At 33.1% G+C, this 23121-nt stretch carries 18 protein-coding genes and 4 pseudogenes; 4 read left to right on the top strand and 18 right to left on the bottom strand.

The features are described 5' to 3' along the window. Positions 1–52 precede the first annotated feature (52 nt). Positions 53–634, top strand: a complete 582-nt coding sequence (locus JFT89_RS11205; protein ID WP_201039975.1) for a hypothetical protein — start codon at positions 53–55, stop codon at positions 632–634. A 233-nt stretch (positions 635–867) separates the two neighbouring features. Here the strand turns inward: JFT89_RS11205 and JFT89_RS11200 are convergent, their stop codons facing one another. The 7 genes and pseudogenes from JFT89_RS11200 to JFT89_RS11170 form a co-directional block, all read right to left on the bottom strand. Then, entirely contained in the window at positions 868–1995 is a 1128-nt protein-coding gene (locus JFT89_RS11200; protein ID WP_016096705.1) for a hypothetical protein, read from the bottom strand. 248 nt (positions 1996–2243) lie between these two features. Beyond that, positions 2244–3074 carry a YncE family protein gene (locus JFT89_RS11195; protein WP_201039974.1) on the bottom strand — a complete coding sequence of 277 codons (831 nt, stop codon included), beginning with the start codon at positions 3072–3074 and terminating at the stop codon, positions 2244–2246. Positions 3075–3445: 371 nt separating this feature from the next. Then, positions 3446–3595, bottom strand: a pseudogene (locus JFT89_RS11190) (DNA-binding protein); the annotation flags it as partial. A 62-nt stretch (positions 3596–3657) separates the two neighbouring features. After that, a pseudogene (locus tag JFT89_RS11185) lies at positions 3658–3996 on the bottom strand (PBSX family phage terminase large subunit); the annotation flags it as partial. A 95-nt stretch (positions 3997–4091) separates the two neighbouring features. Next, positions 4092–4316, bottom strand: coding sequence for a hypothetical protein (locus JFT89_RS11180; RefSeq protein ID WP_016096709.1), 225 nt, complete (start codon positions 4314–4316; stop codon positions 4092–4094). 1908 nt (positions 4317–6224) lie between these two features. Then, positions 6225–6494 (bottom strand): hypothetical protein, encoded by a 270-nt coding sequence (locus JFT89_RS11175; RefSeq protein WP_016096710.1) that lies wholly within the window; start codon positions 6492–6494, stop codon positions 6225–6227. A 78-nt stretch (positions 6495–6572) separates the two neighbouring features. Beyond that, entirely contained in the window at positions 6573–6740 is a 168-nt protein-coding gene (locus tag JFT89_RS11170; RefSeq protein WP_154214060.1) for a hypothetical protein, read from the bottom strand. Between the two features lie 821 nt (positions 6741–7561). On the opposite strand from JFT89_RS11170, the gene JFT89_RS11165 reads away from it, so the two are divergent. Then, positions 7562–7756, top strand: coding sequence for a hypothetical protein (locus JFT89_RS11165; RefSeq protein WP_016096711.1), 195 nt, complete (start codon positions 7562–7564; stop codon positions 7754–7756). Positions 7757–7899: 143 nt separating this feature from the next. Here the strand turns inward: JFT89_RS11165 and JFT89_RS11160 are convergent. The 4 genes and pseudogenes from JFT89_RS11160 to JFT89_RS11145 all read right to left on the bottom strand — a co-directional run. Next, a pseudogene (locus tag JFT89_RS11160) lies at positions 7900–8121 on the bottom strand (recombinase family protein); the annotation flags it as partial. Between the two features lie 390 nt (positions 8122–8511). Then, complete coding sequence (locus tag JFT89_RS11155) at positions 8512–8706, bottom strand: hypothetical protein (RefSeq protein WP_229178928.1); 195 nt, start codon at positions 8704–8706, stop codon at positions 8512–8514. 385 nt (positions 8707–9091) lie between these two features. Then, positions 9092–9301 carry a hypothetical protein gene (locus JFT89_RS11150; RefSeq protein ID WP_002204055.1) on the bottom strand — a complete coding sequence of 70 codons (210 nt, stop codon included), beginning with the start codon at positions 9299–9301 and terminating at the stop codon, positions 9092–9094. A gap of 424 nt (positions 9302–9725) precedes the next feature. Continuing rightward, a complete protein-coding gene (locus JFT89_RS11145) occupies positions 9726–9878 on the bottom strand; it encodes a hypothetical protein (RefSeq protein WP_176523409.1) in 153 nt (50 codons plus the stop codon). A 1663-nt stretch (positions 9879–11541) separates the two neighbouring features. On the opposite strand from JFT89_RS11145, the gene JFT89_RS11135 reads away from it, so the two are divergent. Together JFT89_RS11135 and JFT89_RS11130 are read left to right on the top strand one after the other, a co-directional pair. Next, complete coding sequence (locus tag JFT89_RS11135) at positions 11542–12477, top strand: collagen-like domain-containing protein (RefSeq protein ID WP_307838606.1); 936 nt, start codon at positions 11542–11544, stop codon at positions 12475–12477. Positions 12478–12711: 234 nt separating this feature from the next. Further along, positions 12712–13311 carry an undecaprenyl-diphosphatase gene (locus JFT89_RS11130; RefSeq protein WP_016096718.1) on the top strand — a complete coding sequence of 200 codons (600 nt, stop codon included), beginning with the start codon at positions 12712–12714 and terminating at the stop codon, positions 13309–13311. 438 nt (positions 13312–13749) lie between these two features. Here JFT89_RS11130 and JFT89_RS11125 read toward each other — a convergent pair whose 3' ends face one another. The 7 genes and pseudogenes from JFT89_RS11125 to JFT89_RS11095 form a co-directional block, all read right to left on the bottom strand. Then, entirely contained in the window at positions 13750–13908 is a 159-nt protein-coding gene (locus JFT89_RS11125) for a DUF3954 domain-containing protein (protein ID WP_002069062.1), read from the bottom strand. Between the two features lie 74 nt (positions 13909–13982). Then, positions 13983–14345 carry a hypothetical protein gene (locus JFT89_RS11120; RefSeq protein ID WP_002204061.1) on the bottom strand — a complete coding sequence of 121 codons (363 nt, stop codon included), beginning with the start codon at positions 14343–14345 and terminating at the stop codon, positions 13983–13985. A 129-nt stretch (positions 14346–14474) separates the two neighbouring features. Then, positions 14475–14891: pseudogene (locus JFT89_RS11115) on the bottom strand (DDE-type integrase/transposase/recombinase); the annotation flags it as partial. A gap of 520 nt (positions 14892–15411) precedes the next feature. Next, positions 15412–15885, bottom strand: coding sequence for a hypothetical protein (locus tag JFT89_RS11110; RefSeq protein WP_002069069.1), 474 nt, complete (start codon positions 15883–15885; stop codon positions 15412–15414). A gap of 993 nt (positions 15886–16878) precedes the next feature. After that, positions 16879–19242: a putative mucin/carbohydrate-binding domain-containing protein gene (locus JFT89_RS11105; protein ID WP_201039973.1), complete on the bottom strand. Its 2364-nt coding sequence runs from the start codon at positions 19240–19242 to the stop codon at positions 16879–16881. Between the two features lie 1627 nt (positions 19243–20869). Further along, positions 20870–21481, bottom strand: a complete 612-nt coding sequence (locus JFT89_RS11100; protein ID WP_016096720.1) for a GTP pyrophosphokinase — start codon at positions 21479–21481, stop codon at positions 20870–20872. Between the two features lie 126 nt (positions 21482–21607). Then, complete coding sequence (locus JFT89_RS11095; RefSeq protein ID WP_016096721.1) at positions 21608–23107, bottom strand: DHA2 family efflux MFS transporter permease subunit; 1500 nt, start codon at positions 23105–23107, stop codon at positions 21608–21610. Positions 23108–23121: the final 14 nt, after the last annotated feature.

The raw sequence follows: 23121 nt of genomic DNA, 5'->3' as shown, positions 1-23121 counted from the left end.
GGGATACCCACTCTTTCTGCATTTTTTCTATACTACTTAAGGAGAGATTCATATGACAAAAAAAATACTTCTACTAGGAACCTTTCTGTTAGCAGCTAGCCTATTAGGTTGCAAAGATACAGAACACAAGGATACTCTAAATAAAATGGAAACATCTCAAAAAAAGCCTGAAGGTGCAAAAGAAAAAATTTCATTTAATAATATGACAACAGAAGAATATTTGAAGAACTATAATAATATAAAGAGTACATTATCTACTCAGGGTATCAAAATTCTCCCATTTAATCTTGAGCTAGAAAAAAAATCTAATACATATAGATTTTTTTATCCAAAAACAGGAGATTATTCAGATAGAAATGCGAAATGGGTAAGTGTCATGTTAGGGGAAAGTGGAAAAATGATTGATGGAATTATGTATAATGGCCATGCAGATAAACCTACGATTAAAGCGATGATACAAGCTACTAACGTTACATGGACTAATGAATTAGATCAATTAATTGAGTCAATTGGAAATGAAGATTTTTCAAAAACAGTACAACTTGAAAAGATAAAACTATCAGTTAAAGGTAATTCGAAAAATATTACAGTTATGATAGATTCAATTAAGTTAAACCCACCTGAATCTCTTTAAAATAAATTATGTTCCGAATTTCTATTAAATATTTGACGCTCCTTTGATTTTACACTCAAAAGAAATTTATACAACTTTAAACACTTAAGTATAACTATGAGACTATACAAAAAAATCGTCAGTGCTTTTAAACAGCAACTGACGATTTTTTATTCTCCTACACCTTTGTGACAAAAAAGATATCTGCAATATGCTCCACCTTCTTATTTAATCTTAACCCCAAATCCAAATCATTATTCAATGATTTCAAAAAGGTTATTACCATTATTACCACTTGGTAAAATGAATTTTACATGTTGATCTGCTGGAATAGTTATATAATGATATTGATCGGGTTTTGTTAATTTAGTAGTACTTTTCCAAGTTCCTGAAGTCCAATAAGTTACTTGTGAAAAAAATGCTAGTGGCGGGAATTTCTCTGGATCAGATGGCTTATCATTTTCTGAAATAATTTCAGGTTTAATTCTAATTTTCTTTCCTGCCGCATTTTTAAATTGAAAGTCGTAAACAATTCCATAATTCCCTTCAAGAGTTGGGTTAGAATTTTCTAGATACCATATAGGTGCTTCGTATTCATTAATACCAACACGGGATTGAGGATAGGCTTTACTTGTTTTTGAACCTACATAAAAGCTACTTGTTGTTGCATTATCAATAACAGCATACCTTTCATCGTAATTATAATTAGCAGTTGAAGTATTTTTACTATAATTTTTAACCTGTGGTGTTTTTATAGAATCAAAGATCTCTGAAGGGCTAGGGAACTGTCCATCTGGTTTTTTCTTTGAAACAAATTGACGTAGGGTTAATTTTGTATTCGGAATGAATTTAATTTTTCCATTAACTGCAAAAGTGTCTTCTACATCTTTCTCTAATATAAATACATGTCCACCTGCTGGAATAGTAATAGCTTGATCATTGCTACTATTTCCATATTTAACTATAGTACTAGATGTAATCCCCATTATATCCCAAGAACCGTCAGGATTAACCGGATATGCGGCATTTACAGCACTATTTTTAATTCTTATAGTTTGTGGTAGACGATCTTCATTGTGTACAGCATATCCAAATTTCAACTTAGCCCCTGTATAATTTCGATTAAAAAATTCAGCACTATATTCTTGATTTGCTTCTAATTTTCTTTCGTTTGTGTAGTAAGCATACTTACCAGCGTCAAAGTTCGATCCCATATTTGGATTATCGTATACAACTTCAGGTGCATTTGTATATATGTACTTTGCCCCGCCTTGGTTATATTTTACTTGTGTAATAGTAGAAGCATCTACCCCTCCTGAATCATTTACTCCTAAAAACAAAAGTGACGATAGCAAAACTGATGAAAAAACTTTTCTTTTCAAAAATACAGCTCCCTTCCATTTATTACAACTAAATCTAGCATACGCCTCACATACAATAAATGTAAATAAAATATACAGCCGTTGTTATTGAGAAATACTGATTCATTTAAAGATATCCCCCCTTGTTCATTATGTATGTATCAATAACAATTTATAATGGTTTGATAGTTTTTCTACTCTAAGTTCACAAATACACTAATTTATCCAAATGAAAATCTAATGTTATTAATTCATTCTAAAATATTTCTTTAAAAAGTAATTGGAGTAATTGCGATACCATAAGTGTTAACACCAACAATAATATAAGAACCTATTAAAATATTCTTTGTAGTATCCAGCCCTCTAACAGCTCCAGCAGAACTACTACCTACTGTAAAATAAGCCCGAAGACCATTTGGGGTAATTGCAATATACCTAGGAGACATACCTACTGTAATCGTAGTCACTAGTGAATTGTTAGAAGTATTTATCACAGAAACAGAATTCGAATTAGTATTTACTACAAGAACTCTTTGACCATTTGGTGTTACTGCAATGCCACTTGGGAATGTTTGTACTGAGACTGTCGCGATAACAGTATTGTTACTTGTATTAATAACCGAAACTGTATTAGAATCCGCATTGGCAACATATGCTCTTTGACCATTTGGAGAAATTGCAATACCTCTTGGATTGTTCCCTACAGGTATAGTTGCACTTACCGTATTAGAGGCTGTATTTATTACCGCAACCGAGTTCCCAAAACTACATGTCACATAAGCTTGAAGACCATTTGGGTTAATTGCGACATCAAACGGTCCACTATCAACTGGGATTGTTGTAATAACCATATTATTGGCAGGATCAATAACCGATACATCGCTAGTAGCCTGATTAGCAACATATATATATGGCAAAATTATATATGAGATAATTTGATCAATTGCAACCTCATTTACACCATATTCACTATTGATTACAGCTGTCGCATTAGAAGTATTAATTTGTGTAAGGAGCCCTTCTACTATTGCACCAGAAACTTGGTTGACTGAAATATATCTCCTTAAAAATTTTTGTAAATCTGGTATAAGATTAGACAAATATATCACCATCTTTCTAGTTTTGTGAGTATTGATAGACATGCTCTATTATTCTTATGATTATTTCATTGCATTTGTATAGACTGATGATATATTTGATAGATATTTAATATAATAATTAAAAATTTTCATAAAAAACTAGAGTCATAGAATTAGATTGCCTTTGCAATTTCAACAAGCAACCTCATAAATAACGGAATCATTTGGACCACGATATATCCAATTCCTGCACGAGAAATAAGAGAGAATCCGCGTTCCTGACTTCCAACCATAATTAACAATCCACCGCATAACGCTACAACGGATGCAATTGAACTGATAGTTAAGAAATTCCTGCAAAGAAAAAAGCCCTGTTTATAAAGGGCTTCTAGTCATTCATATGGTCGATATTTTTCTCTCAAGCCCTCTAATTCCTTTGCAAGTTTTTCAACATCTTCACGAAAGTATAATGAAACCCTATCAACTACTTTAATAGGAACAAGTCGCCCTTGTTTTACAAGTACATGTAACCTTTGATCAGTGCCAATTTATATAGCCACCCCCTCACTTTTGCAACGATGTTCCCAAACAAGCTCTCACCGCCTTATTTTACATATTGTTTATAGAAGTAATTGTTAGAATAGGGAGCCTCATCTAATGCGTGGTTATAAGCATCTATCGGTTCTCCGTTATCTAAACGGACATACATACCAATTTCTTTTAGGAAGTTATAGTGGTCGTATTCATCACACTCGACAAGTAAAAATTGCTCGTTAGTAATGGTGTTTTGTAGTCTCTCGATACCAACTTCTTTCCCTTTACTCGAACCCTTTATATCACGAACATTATTGTCAACTACGCTTGGTTGGATACAAATCAGGTGTAATTCTTCTCTTAACGACTTACATGCAGGATCGACAAACACTTCAGTGTATTGCATTTCATTTCAAACTTCTTAACACAACATTCAATTTCATTCATATTCACGTTTAATGTATAATTTCTATATAACAAAGAAAAAAGCACCCGTTATGGATGCTATTGATCATTATAGTTACGTTTCAAAATGATATTTAGTTCTTTTTCTGGTTCCTCGTTTTTGGGATGTCGATAATACTCCAATTTATACCTCTTTACATCATAATTAAAGAGACCTATTTTAATACTGTTAGTTTCTTTCAAAACAGCCATTAAACTAGCTACATCCTCATTTTTCGAATCAAGAATCAATTCTCCAGATTCACTCCTAAAAAACACTCTCATGCACTCATCCCCTTTCCCACTATCTATTCGACAGAACAGAAGAAAATCCTATAAAAACAAAAAACCATCACCGAAGTGACAGCTTTAAAAGGGATGGGAGAAACATTCACGAAAGGGGAATTTCGCAATCATTTCAAGGCTGATCACTCTCAACCTTCTCCAAGCCACCGCATCATGTAATTTTTTTAGTTCTTATTAGCTACGCTCTTTACGTTCGGTGACTGGGAGAAGAATAAGAATCTTCTCGTTTATACTCCGTGGAGTCGGTGATACGAACACCAATTTTATATTGTTGTATATAAAAGGAGTCAATCTTTATATCCAAGACGCATATGTTTCTTCCTACGCCTTGTTTGAACCAACGTATTTTCAAGGGGACGGAGAGGAGGCTCCGCTACGTTAGCTCAAACAAAGAGCGGAAGCTCTCTGCATAGCGAAAATTCGTGAGTAATCGCTATAAGTGTAATGCCCTGTCAAATTTGATGAAGAAGCCCTTTATTCTTGTTTTTCTTTTTAAAAATGCGATGTTCATCCAATCAAGAACAACCACCCCATTTTAAATCTCTTGAATAACATAAACTTTTTCAAGATAGTGAAATTAAGATGAAGGGATAGCTATTAGGCTATCCCTCCTCTGCGTTTATTATTGTTACTTAATTAGAGAATCCCATTGATATTAGTGCCAAAAAATGTGATGTGATTTGCACTGTTTGCACCTCAAAAGGGAACCCGCTAGTACGTAACTGCCCTCTTTTTATTACTGATTTCTTTTAGAATATTTCAAAGGATTCTATTTCTCTCTCATTTGATTCTTCTGACATTTTTTGAACTTCTTGTTTTACCTGTTTTTCTTGTATTGATACCTGATTATTATCAGATGTCATTTTGTATCCAAAATAAATTACAAAAAACAACAAAATAATTATCCAAATACATATAAACACTTTATAAGAATTTTTCACTTTATATACCTCAATCACTCTATTTAAATCCATCTCGAGATTAATTTTTTAATACTGTTATAATTACCAATCTCTTCATTTATTTCGATACACTCATATGCAAAAGTAGCTGTGCAGCAATTAGACTGAACCTTAAATATGTACTAAATTGTGTGGGGAAGGAAGTACATTTTATATAATCTCATTACCTAAAAACCCCTATATAGTTGGTATTCTTCTTCTTTTAAGACAGAAAGGATCTTTAATATAATGTATGAAGTTCTAACTCAGACCTCTTACTACACACACTCTTACGCACATAGAAATAACGCTTTTAATATATGATTTGTAACAAAAAATAAATAACAAGAAAACAAAACGAAACAAAAGTCACATAAAGTAATAATTTTGTAACATCAATGTAACATATAAATTTTTAACATACAATAGTTTTTTTACAGTATTTTTTATAAGCATATACTCATTGAACATCTGCCTTCCTTACAATATATCCTCAGATACTTTAAATACCGTTGCTATCCTTTCGATGTATTTTTCAGGCTAGATACAGTTTTTTATTTACTACTATTCTTAAAACTACATTGGTTTGTGAGCTTTCTTTTCAACCTCTCATATTTGCAACATTGTCTTCTTCATATGTCACTTATTACATAATTCCTCTAAAAATATGTGCATCCTATGCTCTCTTATAGTATCTATGTACTACAACTCAATAAATAAGCACACCCTCTTCAATAGTAATCTCAAGATTCGTTCCGCTTTCATTTTCGTGCACTCTACTTTCACACAAAGGAGAATTGACAAATAAATAAGTGCTAATATAAGAAATATATATAATGCCATACTTCATCATTATTGTATGCTTGCTTGTTTCTTTCATCTTTCACAACAAATTCTATATGATAATAGGTGCACTTCTTCTATTCATGAAGTTTTTGATGTACCATTATGACTCTCTCAATTCTGTCAAAACAGTCACTTCTTTTTTTATTTTTTCTTTCCCAAATAGTTCTGATTTTCCCATTGATTCTTTTACCATAAATGTATAACCGCCATAAGATTGTTTGGATTGTAGAGGTAAATCTTTATTTTCGATGACGGATTGTATATCAAATCGTTTTACACCAAAAAGTACACCTACTTCTGTTCCATCCATCATAGCTAAACAACACAGTGATACTGTCGCTCGTCTCTTTACTTTGGTTGCACAAGTCATCAGTGTATGAGCTAACTAAGCGGGACTAAGTTTTCTTCCAACTTCTGTACTAATAGGAACTGCGCCTATAGCTGTAGTTCACTTACTTCCCTTAAACCGAATAAAAGCAAACGACTCTGTAAATGGATCTAGTCCATATTTTCTGCATACAAAATGGTAATATTGCCGCTTTTCTTCCTCTGTTAGCTGTGATAAATCACTATTTATTGCCAATCTACCTAATATAATTTGTATTTCCTCAACCACTGTTGGTCTTTCCTTCGTACTAGGTATAAAAGAGCGTTCTAATATATTCGGAAACGTATTGAGTTATTGCTTTTGTTTCTTATAATAAGTGAAAATTTTTCACTTTAAGCTGACCTTACATAAGGCGTGTCTTACTTGAGACAGAGTAACTTTGACTCCTTTGTTTAAAAGATAACTGTACAGCTTTCGATACCCCATTCACCCTTTTAAAAGTTTAAATTGCATGACAATATAAGCCGCTGTCTTTTTACGTCTTTTCTTATTTTCAGTAGGCTTACGATGAATAAAATCTATGTATATATAAAATAACCTTATATTTATTATGAGGAGCATTTATGGTTGCTGTTGCAAAGTTAAAAAAGCATACTCATTTTAATAAATGAATAATATTTCAAGTAATTGTTTTGGTGTATTTCATGCTGAAAAGCAGGAGCTTGATTAAAGATTTCTTCTCTGTTTTTATAGGCTCAAGTGCAAGGAAAGGAACGGAGAAATTTATCGACATGAGGCATTACAATTGGCAAAAGGAAAATTTATATGTTATCTGAGTGACGATGATTCATGGTTTCCTGATCACTTACAATACATGGAGCAAGCTTTATCCAAAGCAGATTTTGTACATAGCGGCTATATGGCTATTGTGAATAAGTAACAAATGATGGCCATTCAGGGATCATTGGAGGAACTTGAGACTCGCGATCGTATGTTGAAAGAGTCATATAAATTTTAGTCCTACGATTGCTGGACACCGCATAGATACCCACCATCGTCTTCTTGAAGGATGGAGCCCTGGACCAGAGGATGTGTGGAGTGATCTTAATATGTGGCGAAAATTTCTAAAGCTAGATAATATAACTTTTCATTCAATACCAGCTGTAACTGCTCTTATTCTTCCTTCTCCCTTTAGAACTAACATGACATTACAAGAAAGAGAAGCAGAAACGGCATTTTGGGCAAAACAAATTCGTTGCCAATCTTTTCGTTCTACTATTCAAGATACATTTTTTACACTCTAATTCTAGATGGTCCTGCTGCAAAGATGCCTAAAATGTAGAAAGAATTGGATGAAGGGATTATAAATAAAAAGTCGATTTCCTGTACGTTAAGAAATCGATTTTTTAATGAGTATTTTATGTCTTGATTAGAAACGAGCTTAATTAAATAAGTCCTGTGTACTTCTTGTAATACGTGCTAATTCAGTAACTACAATTACATCACCTTCACGCAGATTCTCTAACATGCGTAATAACTCTGGTCCGTCTGTTGTAGCTCCACTAACTTTTTCTTCAAACACATAATCACATCCATAATCACTCAATTGTTTGAGTTACCTTGCTAAGTTCTGATCTTGTGTTGATACACGAGCATATCCAAGAATCATTCCGTTTCTCCCCTTTTGTCCGTTTAAGTGTCCGTAAATTAACTATAGCTTAATAACAGCATTTAATTTCCGTACATGTAAACCGAACAAATAGGTTGTTGGAAAATAAGGGTTCTAAATATGTCTAATTTGTGAACAAGCATAATTCTAAATAAGTACACCCATTACGGACGTTTAATCCTCTATTTTCGTTCGTTGTGTTCGTTTGTTTTGTTACTTCTTTTCCATAGATACAACACTAGATGCACAAATACAAATCATAAAATAAACCATGTAGTTAACCAAGGATGTTCGTAAATAACTTCCATGCCCTCACCCCTTATCATCCCTTAACAACAAACAAGACGCTAAACCAAGATCACGGCAACGCCTACGATAATTGCTATTGGTTTAATGAACAATGATTAACACTTGTCCTGCCATATTCTCACTATAAGAATAAGTATGGCCGTTATTATTTAAATACGCTTCGATATCTTCAGTAATATCTTTTACATCCTCTTCCTCAACGACTACCTTTTTATTTTCACCAAGACGTTTCATATAGTCTGCAAATTTATTAATTGTTTCCATTAACTTCTTCATCCTCCTATCCAAATATCCATTTTGTTCAATAAAAAAAGAACACTATAAAGTGCCCTAAGCTTCTGAGTATTAAATATACGACAATGCCCTGCCCGTTCTAATGGCGCAACATAAAAGAGCTTTATAGCGGAATATATATAGCTATCGGAAAAGGAATAAGTTGGTTGGCATTGACTCGATATTGTATGTTTGGGAATTCCTTATGTGCAATAAAAAAAGAGCCCTATAAGGTGCTCGTCCGATACGATTATAAAGAATGAATACGTCGTGTCAGTTATTAGTATATGCTTGTCTCATTCAAAGTTTTACTGGTTTAATATATAATTTCTATATAACAAAGAAAAAAGCACCCGTTATGGATGCTATTTCTGATTTATTTGCTACTTTAAGCCTCTTTCACAGTTACTATAACCTCTGCTAAATCATCACTATTTGTGTACTTGTTGATTTCTAAACTCACTTCGACAACTTCATAACGATCATGTCCTATTTTTACTTTTTTATTTTTTTCTAGCACTGCTATTAATCCTGCTAGATCATGGCTGTCTATTGAAGCTTTTAGTTTTTTTGTTTCGTCTTTAAAAGAAATCAGCATATATGCCCCCTCCTCTCCAAATCTATCTATTCGACAAAAGACCTTATCATCCTTTTATCCGAATAAATAAAAAGCCATCTCCGAACATTGACCTTATTCTCTGTAAACTCCATTCCACACATTCCGTCTGCGCCTACGCCTAATAGCTTTACGTTATCTTCCATTTTCATAACCTCGCTTTCTATTCAAAGGATTATTTTGTTCAGATTCTGGTAAAGTGTTAATATTCTTCATAAAGGAGGTCTACTAATGAAAAATCCCTGGAAGAAAATCTCTTTAATTGCTTTCATAGTAATTGTCCTTTTAATAATTTTATATTTTGGCGGTATGTCACTTTTTTGGAACCAACCCTGAATAAAACTAAATATTACGTTAATACTGTAGACACATGGTTATCCTTTCTTTGTTTTCCTTGGGTGAGCAGTTAGCTTTTGCTAGCTGCTCTTTTACTTTCTTCATCCCTTACCATTCTCTTTAAGGAGATCAATACATCTTCCAGTGTTTGTTTATCCCCTATGACATCCCTGTTTGTTTGGATGTGCCAAACGATATTTTCTAATTGCGTTTTGATGTTCATATCCATTCCCCTTTTCTACAAAATGAAATTTTTGTTATCCTCCCTCCAAAACCCACAATATGTTAATATATACATAGATTAACAACAATGATTTTTTAGACATTTAAGAAAGGATGATAAAATGGTTATTTTCCAATGGCTAGAATCATGGCTATCTAGTGATATTCTTCATTTTAATTTATTTGTAGGTATGACACCCCTTCTCTCTCTAGCGTCTGTTATCTTATTTTCTATAACGTTTAAGAAAATAGGTACCAACGATACAGAAAGACTAAAACTCAAGCACCAAATATCTTATACAATGTGCACTTCACTACTTGTCTTATTAGCCATATTTATTCTATGGATGCCTACAAATACTATCTATTTAAGACAGTATCTCATCATGATAATTTCCATTTCACTTCTTTTCGGATCGATATCAGGTCTGTACCATTATAGAAAAGAAATACTCCCTGAGAGTTGAGTTAAACTCCTTTTTAGAACTCGTTGCAGTTAGCGGGTTCTTTTTTTATAGTTGCGATAGGTAAGACTTTGAAGTTATCTCCATCTTTTCCCCCGCTTAACACTGTACGTGCGACTTTCATCGCATACAGCGTCCCATCTTATTCTTCTATACTAAAGCAACTATATTACAACCAATGTTGTACTCACCAACGTATTAATTCCCCTTTCTTACGAAAGGTCACATCATCTTACTCGATCCTGTGAGTTACATCTAATTGATTTAGTTTTCAAAGAACAAGACTAGGGACTATCCCTCCACATTTGTTACATGCTTCATAGGTACTGTGTCCCCACCTTCACAAGAATTAAGCAATTTCGGTTCGTTAGAACCTTATATGCATCTGTCCGCTAGTAGGCGTTGGTGACAGTTTCTTGCTTACTACGTTCCGATTGACTTAGCTGTACATATACCCTTAGGTGCTTGCTTTAAGCCTGTTATCTTTACATCCTCATCGTTAGATGTTCCGAGTTTCATACTATTTAATCTTACTTCTCGGTAGATAACGCCGTCGTTGACGACATACACATTTCTGACATATTAAACGTTTAGACCCGTACATTCGCAAGTTCGCCAGTCCGTTAGGACATTCTCACCATAGATATTTTGTAGCATCCCGACCTATCCATTACCATATGATTTCTCACTTAGGTTTTGTTCAGCCGACTTCACCTAGCTTCATACAATTTGTGACTACTATCACGCCTTGCATGTAGGAGTATCAGATAAGTAGTTTCAGCTCAACCTGACGGCTTTCATTCCTACTCTCAGTCAATCCGTTGTTGTCATCAAATTGATAACCCTCCTATTTCGTGTTTACACACTTATAAGGAAACGTGTCGCACAAATAGCGTTTTTATTAAAAACTTCTCACATTTAAACCGGACAAGCATATGTTATTGTATGGAAGCTTTCCATTCATAGCATTCTACCTTTCTCATTTGAGAGCACACATATAAGTGTGCTCTTTTTTATTTAAGATAAAATAACGATTTTATTGAGATTTAAACTAATAACTAATGCCCTATAGTAGTTATTCACTGTTCCCAAAATAAATTGAATTAATAGTATAAAAATGAGGTATTAATAAAAAATTAAATTTACTATTTTTCTAAACACACAAGTGAGGTGATTTTGATAGATTACAAAAACAAAGATATATTCAATAAATTTCCGCTTATGGATATTAACCATATTATTCTCCCACATTATCCATCTGGACCAACTGGTGCTACCGGACCAACTGGTGTTACCGGATCGACTGGTGCTACCGGACCAACTGGTGTTACTGGACCGACTGGTGCTACCGGACCAACTGGTGCTACTGGATCGACTGGTGTTACCGGACCAACTGGTGTTACAGGATCGACTGGTGTTACTGGACCGACTGGTGCTACCGGACCAACTGGTGCTACTGGATCGACTGGTGTTACCGGACCAACTGGTGTTACAGGATCGACTGGTGCTACCGGACCAACTGGTGTTACTGGATTGACTGGCGTTACCGGATCGACTGGTGCTACTGGATCGACTGGTGTTACCGGACCAACTGGTGTTACTGGACCAACTGGTGTTACCGGATCGACTGGTGCTACCGGACCAACTGGTGTTACTGGGCCAACTGGTGTTACAGGATCGACTGGTGCTACCGGACCGACTGGACCCGCTGGCGTAGGATTAACAAACTATCTATATGCTTTTGATACTACCAACCAGTCAATTGTAGTAGGAGGTAATGTTACTTTTAATACAAATGGACCTATAATAGGAACCGCCCTTACCCACATAGCAAGTACTGGAAATATTATAATTAATACACTAGGAACATATGTAGCAGAATTTCAATTAGAATCTTCTCGTGAAAACCAATTTTCCTTTGCACTAAACGGTACACCAATTCCAGGCGGACGGTTTGGGACAGGGTCACCCCATTCCTTAAATCAAGGTACTGTTGCTTTTACAGTAACAGTTGTTCCTTCAACATTAACTTTAATAAATAATACTTCTTCAGCGGGTACTATCACTCTCTCAAATAGTGATGGTGGCTCTTTAACAAATGTATCTGCAAATGTAAGTATTTTTCAGGTAGGATGATTAATTAGATTAGAAACGTGATTCATAAAGCGACTCTACTTAACCTTTATGAATCACGTAGATTAAGATAACTTTTAACCTTCTTACTTTAATTAAAATAACTATTTTATTAAAAATCTTTAATGAGCTAATCCTTACAGTTTTGTAAGACTACTGTCACTAAAATCAATTTTTTCACTATAAACTCTTTACTATAATTTTCCTTATACACAAACAATAAGGAGCGATTTAAAAATGTTTTTTTCTCAATTAAATATTGATGCTTTTCGAGCTATCAATAATTTAGGGAAGCAATATTCATCCCTAAACTCCACTATGGTATTTTTAGCGGAATATATGGTGTATTTTTTAGGTTTAATTATTATTGCTTATTGGTTTACTCAATCTAGAAAAAACAAAATGATGATTATTCAAGCAATAGTTGCTTTCGTAACTGCTGAAATAATTGGAAAATTAGCAGGGAATTTGCATTTGAATTATCAACCATTTGCAGTATTACCTAATGTTAATAAACTTGTCGATCATGCAGTAGATAATTCATTTCCTAGCGACCATACGATTCTATTTTTTTCAATTTGTTTTTCATTCTGGCTTGTTCGTAAAAAGGCTAGATGGTTATGGCTTGTACTTGCATTCTGCGTAGCTATTTCTCGTATTTGGGTAGGAGTTCATTATCCTTTTGATGTCATAACAGGAGCTTTAATAGGAATTATTTCAGCACTATTTTCATATTGGTTAACACCGAAAATTACATTCATCAAACAATTACTTAATCTTTACGAAAAAATAGAACAAAATGTAATACCCTCCAAAAACAAGTCGAAAAACTTTTGATTAATCTCACAAAGCTAAAAAGATTACATATATTACCGAGTATTTTTCAATATTGTCTTGATCGAAGAGCGCTCCCTTGGGCGCTCTTTAATTTTAAAATAACGCTTTGATTAAAATCTATGAATCCATTTCTTAGGTGAAAAACTTTTATAGAAACACCTTTTTTGGACAAATTTACCGGGTGAATTAGCGGAAATTTCGTGTTATTCTGAACTTGTTGAATAACCCAATACATTCAACAATGCTCTTGATTGCATACTTAGTATGCAACCATCCATCCAGATACCTTAGCAAATACATCCCCCTAATCGTTGTTATAGCTAAGGTATCTTTTTAGATGCCCTGTGTGCAGGGCTTTTTCATTTCAGTGATGATGCTCTTTATCCCATCTAATTATTGATGCTTTCAGTCCAATTTCTTAATAATATTCAAATTTGATTAAAGTAACTGTGTTTTTCGTTCTTCCATACGGATTACTTTTCCACTTTGAGGTGGTTGTATTAGTTGGAGCTGACCATTTTTAACAACATATATTCCGTTTATTTTCAAATCTATTTCAGCTGTCATTTCTACAAGATTTTCTTTTCTAATTCCCACCAAGATCACTCCCATATGTTATAATTACTTTGTCGAATAATTATGTCGAGAGCAATCTCGTCTTTTTTGTTTGTCTACAAATATCGCACAATATTTTCTGGAACAAATGATTGTTCAAGTGATAAATGAAGCCGTATTGGAATAGGCTTTTTTTCATCCCGTGCTCGCTTACACATTTCCTCTGCTTCTTCCCAATCAAATTGTTTATCCTCCACTCGCTTATAACGCCAATTTCCAATTGTGTAATCTTCAAATAACTCATAACGCTCATCAGGCGCTGTCGTTGGTTTTAATTCATCAATCGCTTTGTCTTGACGTGGTATTTGTACAACAACGTCGGCAAAACGTAGTTTAGAATTTAATCGATGATCATGAGCCTTCTTAAAATCAAATGACACAACTGGTTCAACATCAAAGATTGTTAACTGCTTTGGCATTGCTTTTCCCCTCCAATGCGTGCAAGCTTGCAATTAAGATTCCTTCAAGCTGCGTTAACGTTAGCGGTTCTGGTGCAAATACTTAGGAAAGATATAAAGAGGCGAAAAGTTTCCTAGTGGAATCTAGTCTTAAGCAACAATTCCAAATAGTTGATGGATGAACTCCACTTGATTTTGGACAGACTTGTCCAGTAAAATAAGTTGCCCTTTTTTTACCATATGCATAGCTTCTATTCAAGAAATAATGGCTGTAGCTGTGCGAAAGGATTTCAATCCTATCATCGAACGAACTCGCTTTTTAATAAATCGATGATCTTGTTCCACTATATTATTGAGATATTTCACTTGCCTTAGTTGGATGCCTAATGGCATCTTTTTTTCTTTTCTCAATTCTTCAACTGCTATAGGATAGGCTGGATTCTTATCGACTGTCACGACACGAGGATCAGAAATATGAAAAGACTGCAAAGCTTTCTTGAAGAATCGCTTTGCAGCCTTGTGGTTTCTTGCTTTGCTTAGGTAAAAATCGATGGTATTTCCTTTCGAAAGGATGATTTATATGAAAAATTTTTGGGATGCTTAGCATTCGGTGTATTGATGTTTGCTAACTTCTTAATTATAGACTTAACAGATACACCTTTTATTGCCTCAGGTTGGAGAGACTGATTAGGTTCTGTAGTTGGTGCAGCCATTATATCAGCTGAAATGTTTACTTTAAAGAAATTGAATTTAAAGTGAATATTCCATCAATACTCTATACAATCTCATTTCCATGATTGGAGCAGTTAGCTTTTGCTAGCTGTTCTTTTTTTGAAGCGAACCTACACGCAATAAAAAAAAGAAATCTTTTATAGATTCCTTTTTTGTCTTACACTCTTTTTCAAATAGTGCATCTTTGCACCTATATTTATCATACCTTATAATTCTTATAAGGTAAATAAGATTAATCAACTTTGGTAACATCTTTTTATAAAAGGAACATTTACTACTAGGATTAATCCAGCATTTTATAAAATCGATAGCTTCACTATCAATACTACACTTTAAATCCCTGCCAATTACATTATTATTGTGCTAATAATGTAATTGGCGCAGTGTAAACTGTGTCAGTTTTCCCATCAGCATGTGTTACTTCAATTTTCATGCGATATGTTCCTGCCTCATTCAAATTACCTGCGCTGTTACCGTCAAAAGTCCAAACATTGAAATCTTCATTTGTTCCAGCTGGCAACATTGATTGATAATTAAAGTCAGTTTCAACATAACCCCAGCCAGTAGCATATTGTTTTTCTACAGTTGCTTTGTATGTTACATCATATACGTTATCATTTGTTGCGCGTAGGATAATATTTTGTCCCATTCTGTATTCCGTATCTGAAAGTTGAATTGTAAAATTGTTCAATGTTTCTTTAGGACCACAAATATATCGGCAAAATTCGCTCGCTCCCTCTGCTTGAGCTTTAGGTGTTTCCACGTTCATTACTGTTAATCCACCAAAAGCTAAAGTCCCTGTTAACAATATTTTTCCAAATGTTTTCATTTAAAATTCCTCCTATTAATCATTAAATATTCGCCGTTAATTTTTAAAACATTTTCATAATTTTCTTTTGTGTAATTAGTGGTAAATATTCACTTCCACATACTACTTTGGTTTGTAGTGTTTTGTAACGTGATAATAAAGCTTGAATTACTCTCGACTTAACGTTCTGTCGGAGAAAGATAAAAAATCTTTACTTGTGTTACTTTCAGATTTAAGTAATTTATCGAGCAGTTTACTGACATGTTCAGGTCATAGATCTTTTTTTATGTATATAAAGATTGTCATACAGGGTTGAATTCTACTTATTCTTAAGGTAGTAGTAAGAAGTCAAATAGACATTAGTGTGCTTGCCCCTTTAGGGATGGGATTATCAACATGCGCTTGACAAACAATACTTTTTTCAAAACTAAGAAAAAAGTCCCTTACACCTTCAGTAATGATACAACTTTAGACTTCTTAAAAATTAATAAGTGGGATCTATTCACTTGCCCTTTTATTATCAAGCCCTGTATCAAATGAATCTTCTTCCAAATCTATAAAATTTCTGTTTCTAGCAATATTAAAAATCCTAACTAACATACTGGCTGAAAATTAATTTTCTACACAGTTTAAAAATAAAAATGTATCTTTATTTTTAGAATAATTCCTTTGCTCTCATGTAATAACATTTAATTTATTCCATTTTATCACATTTTATGGAATATCCAGTTTGTTATTGTAAAATCCTAAATATTAATACTATAATGTAAGTTTTTTGCCAAAATATGATATTTTGGCAAAAAACTTACATTATAAATGTTGATATTGATACTATTTAGCATTTTAAAATACCTTTCACTCAATATCTTAAAGAGCTACTTAAAACAAGAAATTTCACTATTAAAGGATAATATAGTTCATAAGAAAAAGGCACCTAAAAGGCGCCTTCTTCTTATGAGATAAAAATTATTTAGCTAGTTATGAAATAATTATTCTCTCAAATAGACGATATCATCAACTTATTGAAATTGGTTTCCATAAGGATAACGAGAATATCCAATTCGAATCTCCATTTCCTTGGTAACTTTGAACAGCTTCATAGATTTTCCCTTGATACTCTACTCTATCCCCTTTTGTATATGCTTTCCTCGGATCCCATTTTTCATAAGAGGTATTTTGCTCTTTTGTTTTTATACTAAGAACACTACTTTGAATAGACTGATTTCCAGCTGCGTCTATAGCCTTCACAGTATATTTGTATTCCATGTTAGCAGTCAGTTTACTATCAGTAAATGTGGTTCCCTGTACTGTTTGAATGAATCTTCCGTCACGTAATACTTGATATTCTTTCACACCTACGTTATCTGTTGATGAATTCCATTTTAACTCTACGCTATTTGTAGTAATGTTGGCCGCTTGTAATCCTTCAGGCCGTGTAGGAGCTTCCGTATCTGGGCTAGGGTTAATAATTTGATCAACTTTCTTAAGACCATTAACTGTAACTTGATACACTATCTTCTTACCAAAGCTCTCCTGTATATTTTTATCCACATTTATAAGAGTCGCCCGGTTTCCACCCTCTAAATGTGTAAACTCAATATAGTCTCCGACTTTCATCGAAATTTTTTGTGTTTCAGCATTTTGTTGCCTGTTTCCATAAATATCTTTATTATATACCACTTTTCCAGATGAATTTTGGACTTTCACACTCGCATATGTACTATCAAAGTAATGATGTGGTACACCTGCTTTTAATTGAATTTGCATTTCTTCTTTTGTCTTATTAAAATCCAATTTTGCAAACTCAAAATCTCCTATTCCTTTCATTGACCATACAAATTGGTTTCCCTCTAAAACATTATTTGATATATCTGGACTATATCCCAAATTTGACAGGATTGACTTTAAATCTGGCAAAACACCGATTTTATCTGTTAACGGATTTTGGGATTTGGTACCTGTATTTTGATTACTTAGTATATTTCTTAATTCAGCTGGTTTATATGGACGACCTAAATGTTCTTTAGCCACACCTTGTATTGAAGTCGCTGCTCCAGCAATAATTGGAGAAGCACTAGATGTACCACTAAAGCCTGTTGTATAGAGATTTTTAGTAATCCTATTAGGCTCAGCACGAGTTGTATCTACGTTTTCTCCCCAACCATAAACATCAATTCTACTACCATAATTTGAAAACCATAAACGTTTATGAGGAACAGTTGACGATGCGGCTCCAATCATTATAGCTCCTGAATCTTTAAAGTCCGGACTATTGCGATTTAATACCTGTTTTCCATTCCGATCTCTAAATTGATCAAGGTCATTAGAACCATTTGCCCCGGCTTCTATCACAATAATTCCTTTATCCGTTCCAGCTCGTATTGCATCAAAGATATCTGGCTGTACTTCAACAGGTAAATATTTATCTCCATATCCATCATATGAAGCTTGTGCCTCTAATAATAAAATATCCCCAGCTTGTAAATTATGTACAGCATTTATTATCGCATCAGCCGTATTATACGACCCATCACCTCTTATTTGGGATACTACTTTGACCTTAGCCTTTGGTGCAATTCCTATATTACCAACCTTATTATCTTCAGCAGAAACAATCCCGAGAACAGATGTTCCATGACCAACGTGTTGATCTATATTTCTACCAGATATAAGCTCAACTTTTTGATTTACTAAATCTTCATGGTCTAATAGCCACCCATACTCCATATCTACAAAAGTAGTTCCTTTTCCATCTCCACCTTTAATGCTCCATGCATAAGATGCATTAATCCCATATGGTGCTTCCTTAAGATATCCCTGGTTTAAAAATCTTGGATCGTCGTAAGGGTTAAGCGATACAGTAGGTAATTGTACTTCTGGTAAAAGAGTTGGTTTTTCTTGCATATATACTTCTTCAACAAGATAAGATTTCTTAAACTTGTCCATCAATGTTTCAGCTGTTACTTTATTAGGCACTTCTACAATATAATAATCTAGCAAATTAGAAGATGAATTATTTTCAGTTTCCCTCGTATGTTTATCGATGTTTTCAATCTCTTTCGGATTTACAGATGTAAATAAACGCTTTAATGTTAGTTGCGGAAATTCAGAGAAAATTTTTACTAATTCCAAATCGCTACCTTCATCTTTTATTTGATTTTCGAGCCCATCCTTATACGGGAAATTCACTTCACTTTTAAACTTTACAATAATTTGATCTTCTTCTTTAATATCTGCCTCAGATTGACTTATATTTTTTACAGGACCTTTCGAATCTGCATACACTACATTGGGATTTTCATGAAATTTAATTAGCTCTAATCCTGTAAAGGCCGTAAGTGCAATCGTAGAAACGAATATCCCTTTTATAAATTTCATAATGAATACCTCTATTCTTATTTCTTTATATAACAATTTATAGATTGTTAAAGGTTCTACTTTGAATAAATAACTCAACATCACTTGTGTGTATTCATAAATTATTTTAAAAAATCTTTTATTATACACTCAACAGGTTGTTTATTTTTTATATACAAATGAACTGTTAACACCTATACCCTTCCCTTCAAACAACACAACAATTGTCCTCATGATATGAAATATAAGTGAAAGCCCTTTGAAAAACGCCAAAAATATTAAAAATTCACTTATAAACAACCGGATAATTTTATTTCTATATTACTTTATAAATAATTCTTTCTAATTGCTAATATTTTCATAGTAGATGGCGGCACGTTTTTCTAACCATATTAATCTTATTGGACAAAAAAATGATGAATGTGATGTTAAAACTAAGACAAGCTACCTATAATGGTAGTTGTGCAGTTTGTGAGATAGAAGAATGTAATTTGTATGCTACGATCTGACATAATTCTAATGGTATGGAATGTATATTTCTCCGTAAAAGTAACTTGCTTTTATCTTTTTTAAACAATTTATTGTATTATTTTCATCTAATTAGGCACAGAAACAATTTAAAAATTCTTACTACTTTTTAGGAAAAACGTTTTTAGGGTACATTTTAAAATAGCTCTTTTTCTTTAAAATGTTTCTGTGCTTAATATTTAAAATATCTTATGTCAAAATTTCCCGCAACTAATATGTTAAATGATTTATAATTATATATAATATGGAATATTATAGTTAAATATTCCATATTATACTCTATTAAATATAGCGTATTTAACTTATTATGAATTGATTTGTTATTCTAAGTATGAATTATTAAGTATGTTTTGTTTATAATTGTCACAATATAATTTTATCTTCGACGTTTTAATTACTTATAGAACATTTACATATGTTATAACTGTTATTTATGAGATAAAGAATCTCTCTACATATAAGATTTACTTAATTTAGATTTTTTCTCTCTCAATCATTTTGTCGAAAAAAGTCGAATTTTCATATTTTTTCTTTATCTTTTTGTTGTAAACGTTTTATTTTCGTGTTACCATCTTAATCAAACAATAGATGGTAACAAACTTAAAATATTTCTTTCCATTAGACACATATAAAAGTTCGGTAACAACATGAAATTATGGTCAAAGAAATATGAACTACCTGATAAAATATTCAACGGGATTTTTACCACCTAAATTTTCTGTTAATTCAGAATGTAGAACTTTAACATTTTGTCCCTAAGCAAAATTTACATTTTAGCGTGGTAAACCCAAAAAGCTAAATCACCCACCCAAATCAATACATGATATATCCTATTATATCTAGCGATCAGTCATGAGAAAAAGATTTCTTCCTAAGAAAACTTAGCCAATTAATAAAAAGTGTCTAAATTACTATCTTTATTACCATCTAATGTTGATAACATATTTACCAACTATAAAAAAGAACCTATTGAAGGTTCTTTTTTATTATAATCATTAGCATTTCAATTATTGATAATCATTGGTGTTGAATCTTTATTCCCTCAGCTGCAATTAAGCATATGCATCCTTTTATATAACAAGTTGTTTCATGCGATCCTATTTATTCTTAACATGCCTCTTTAACCTTTCAAACCTTCCACTCTTACATGAATGTCCCTCATCTTTTCATCCAAAGATTTTGCAGTTTTGGCCGCGTCAATAAGCTCTTGCTCCAGATAGAAAGGGATTTTTTTGTCATACTTATAATAAATTTTATGTTCTAGGCTAGCCCAAAAATCCATCGCTAAGGTTCGAAGCTGTATTTCAACATAAACAGTCTCTACTTTTTGGGATAGTGTTACAGGTATTTGTACAATTACATGTAAACTCTGATACCCATTTGATTTTGGATTTTCAATATAGTCTTTCACCTGTACAATTTTAATATCATTTCGTTTGGATAGCTGAGAATATATATCATAAATGTCATTTACAAAAGAACAAATGATTCTCATACCTGCAATATCATACAACTGTTCTCTTGAGTTTGACATTGTAGGAGTAATTCCTTTTCTATCAAGTTTTAGTTGAATACTTTCGAATGATTTAAGTCTCGTCTTAATATGCTCAATTTGATTATGGTTTTTTAAATACTTTGCTTCTTCAGCTATTATATTAATTTTGGTTGTCATTTCATCTAAAGCAAACTTATATGGTAGTAAAAATTGACCCCATTTTCTTACATCTTCCATGTTAATCCCCCTCTTATTTCAACTTTTCACATGTATTGTTCAATTGAATCAATCACATTAAAAACGTTCATCAGATAGACAGAAAGAAGATGCCTTAACTCTAAAAATTCTTCATTTTTTAAACAACTAATTTATGTTCTCAAGTCGATCATCTACTTGATTTGAAATTGGAACTGTTGTTCTTTTAAGAAAGAACGATAGAATAAATGCTACACCAGCAATAACAGCTGATACTAAAAATGCATCATTGATTCCTGAAATAGTTGCTTCCATGGAGATGTGCTGCTGTATTTTTGTTAAGGCTTCACCAGTAGGTGCATTTGTTAGCTTATTTATAGCATTAGACATCATTTCTTCTACATGTATTGCTGTTCGATTAGACATAATTGTAACGAGTAGGCTACCACCGATTGCTCCTGAAACCTGTTGAATCGTACTATTCATTGCTGTTCCGTGTGGTGTAAATTCTGGTGGTAATTGATTTAAACCATTCGTCATAATCGGCATCATAACCATTGAGATACCAAGCATACGAGTTGCATATAACACAACTAAATGTGTATACCCAGTGGATCCCGTTAGTTGACTAAATAAAAATGTTGTAACGATTACAATAGCTAAGCCAATAAACGCCAACAATTTCGGACCATATTTATCGAATAATTTCCCTGTAATAGGCATCATAATCCCCATGATTAATGCGCCAGGTAACATTAGTAAACCAGAATCCATTGCGGAAATACCACGGATATTTTGTAAATAAATCGGTAATAACAGCATGGCAGAGAACATCGCCATGTTTAAAGCCACTGAAATAATTGACGATAAAGCAAACATTGGGTATTTATATACTCTAAAGTCGAGCATAGGCTCCTCAAGATTAAATTGACGAACAATTAACCCTACCAACGATGCTAGTCCAATAATAATGGTTAAATAAACATTAGGTGCACTCCATCCACTGTTACCAGCAGAGCTGAATCCATATAAAATACCACCAAAAGCCAAGGCTGATAAGACAACAGATAATCCATCAATATTGTCATTGCTTTTTTCTTTGTGATCATGTAATTTAAAGTATCCCAAAATCCAGACTAAAGCCATTATAGGAGCCATCATTAAGAAAAGTACCGGCCAATCATAATGTTGGATAACCCATCCTGATAATGTTGGTCCAATAGCAGGTGCAAAAATCATTACTAAACCAAAAATCCCCATTGCTGAGCCACGTTTTTCAGGTGGAAATGTTGTATATAAAACATTCATTAGTAGTGGCATAATTAAAGCCGCTCCTGAAGCTTGAATCATACGAGCCGAAAGTAAGACTGAAAAACTTGGTGCAAATCCACCTATTAATGTACCAATTGTAAACAACCCCATAGAGGTTAAAAATAATCGTCTAGCCGTATATTTTTTTATTAAAAATGCAGTAGTGGGAATTAAAATTCCATTTACTAGCATATATCCTGTCGATAACCATTGTACGGTTGAAGCACTCACATCAAAATCCTTCATGATAGATGGTAAAGCTATATTAAGCAATGTATTACTTAATAACGCTACAAATGCTCCTATCATTAAAATCGCTAATAAGCTAAAAGAAGCTTTTGTTTGTTTTTCTTTCATGTATATTCCTCCTT

Origin of the sequence: Bacillus sp. TH25 (assembly GCF_016650935.1) — a bacterium.
Lineage (GTDB): Bacteria > Bacillota > Bacilli > Bacillales > Bacillaceae_G > Bacillus_A > Bacillus_A mycoides.
Note: the sequence above shows the minus strand (reverse complement) of the source record. Positions and strands in the feature narration are given on the sequence as shown.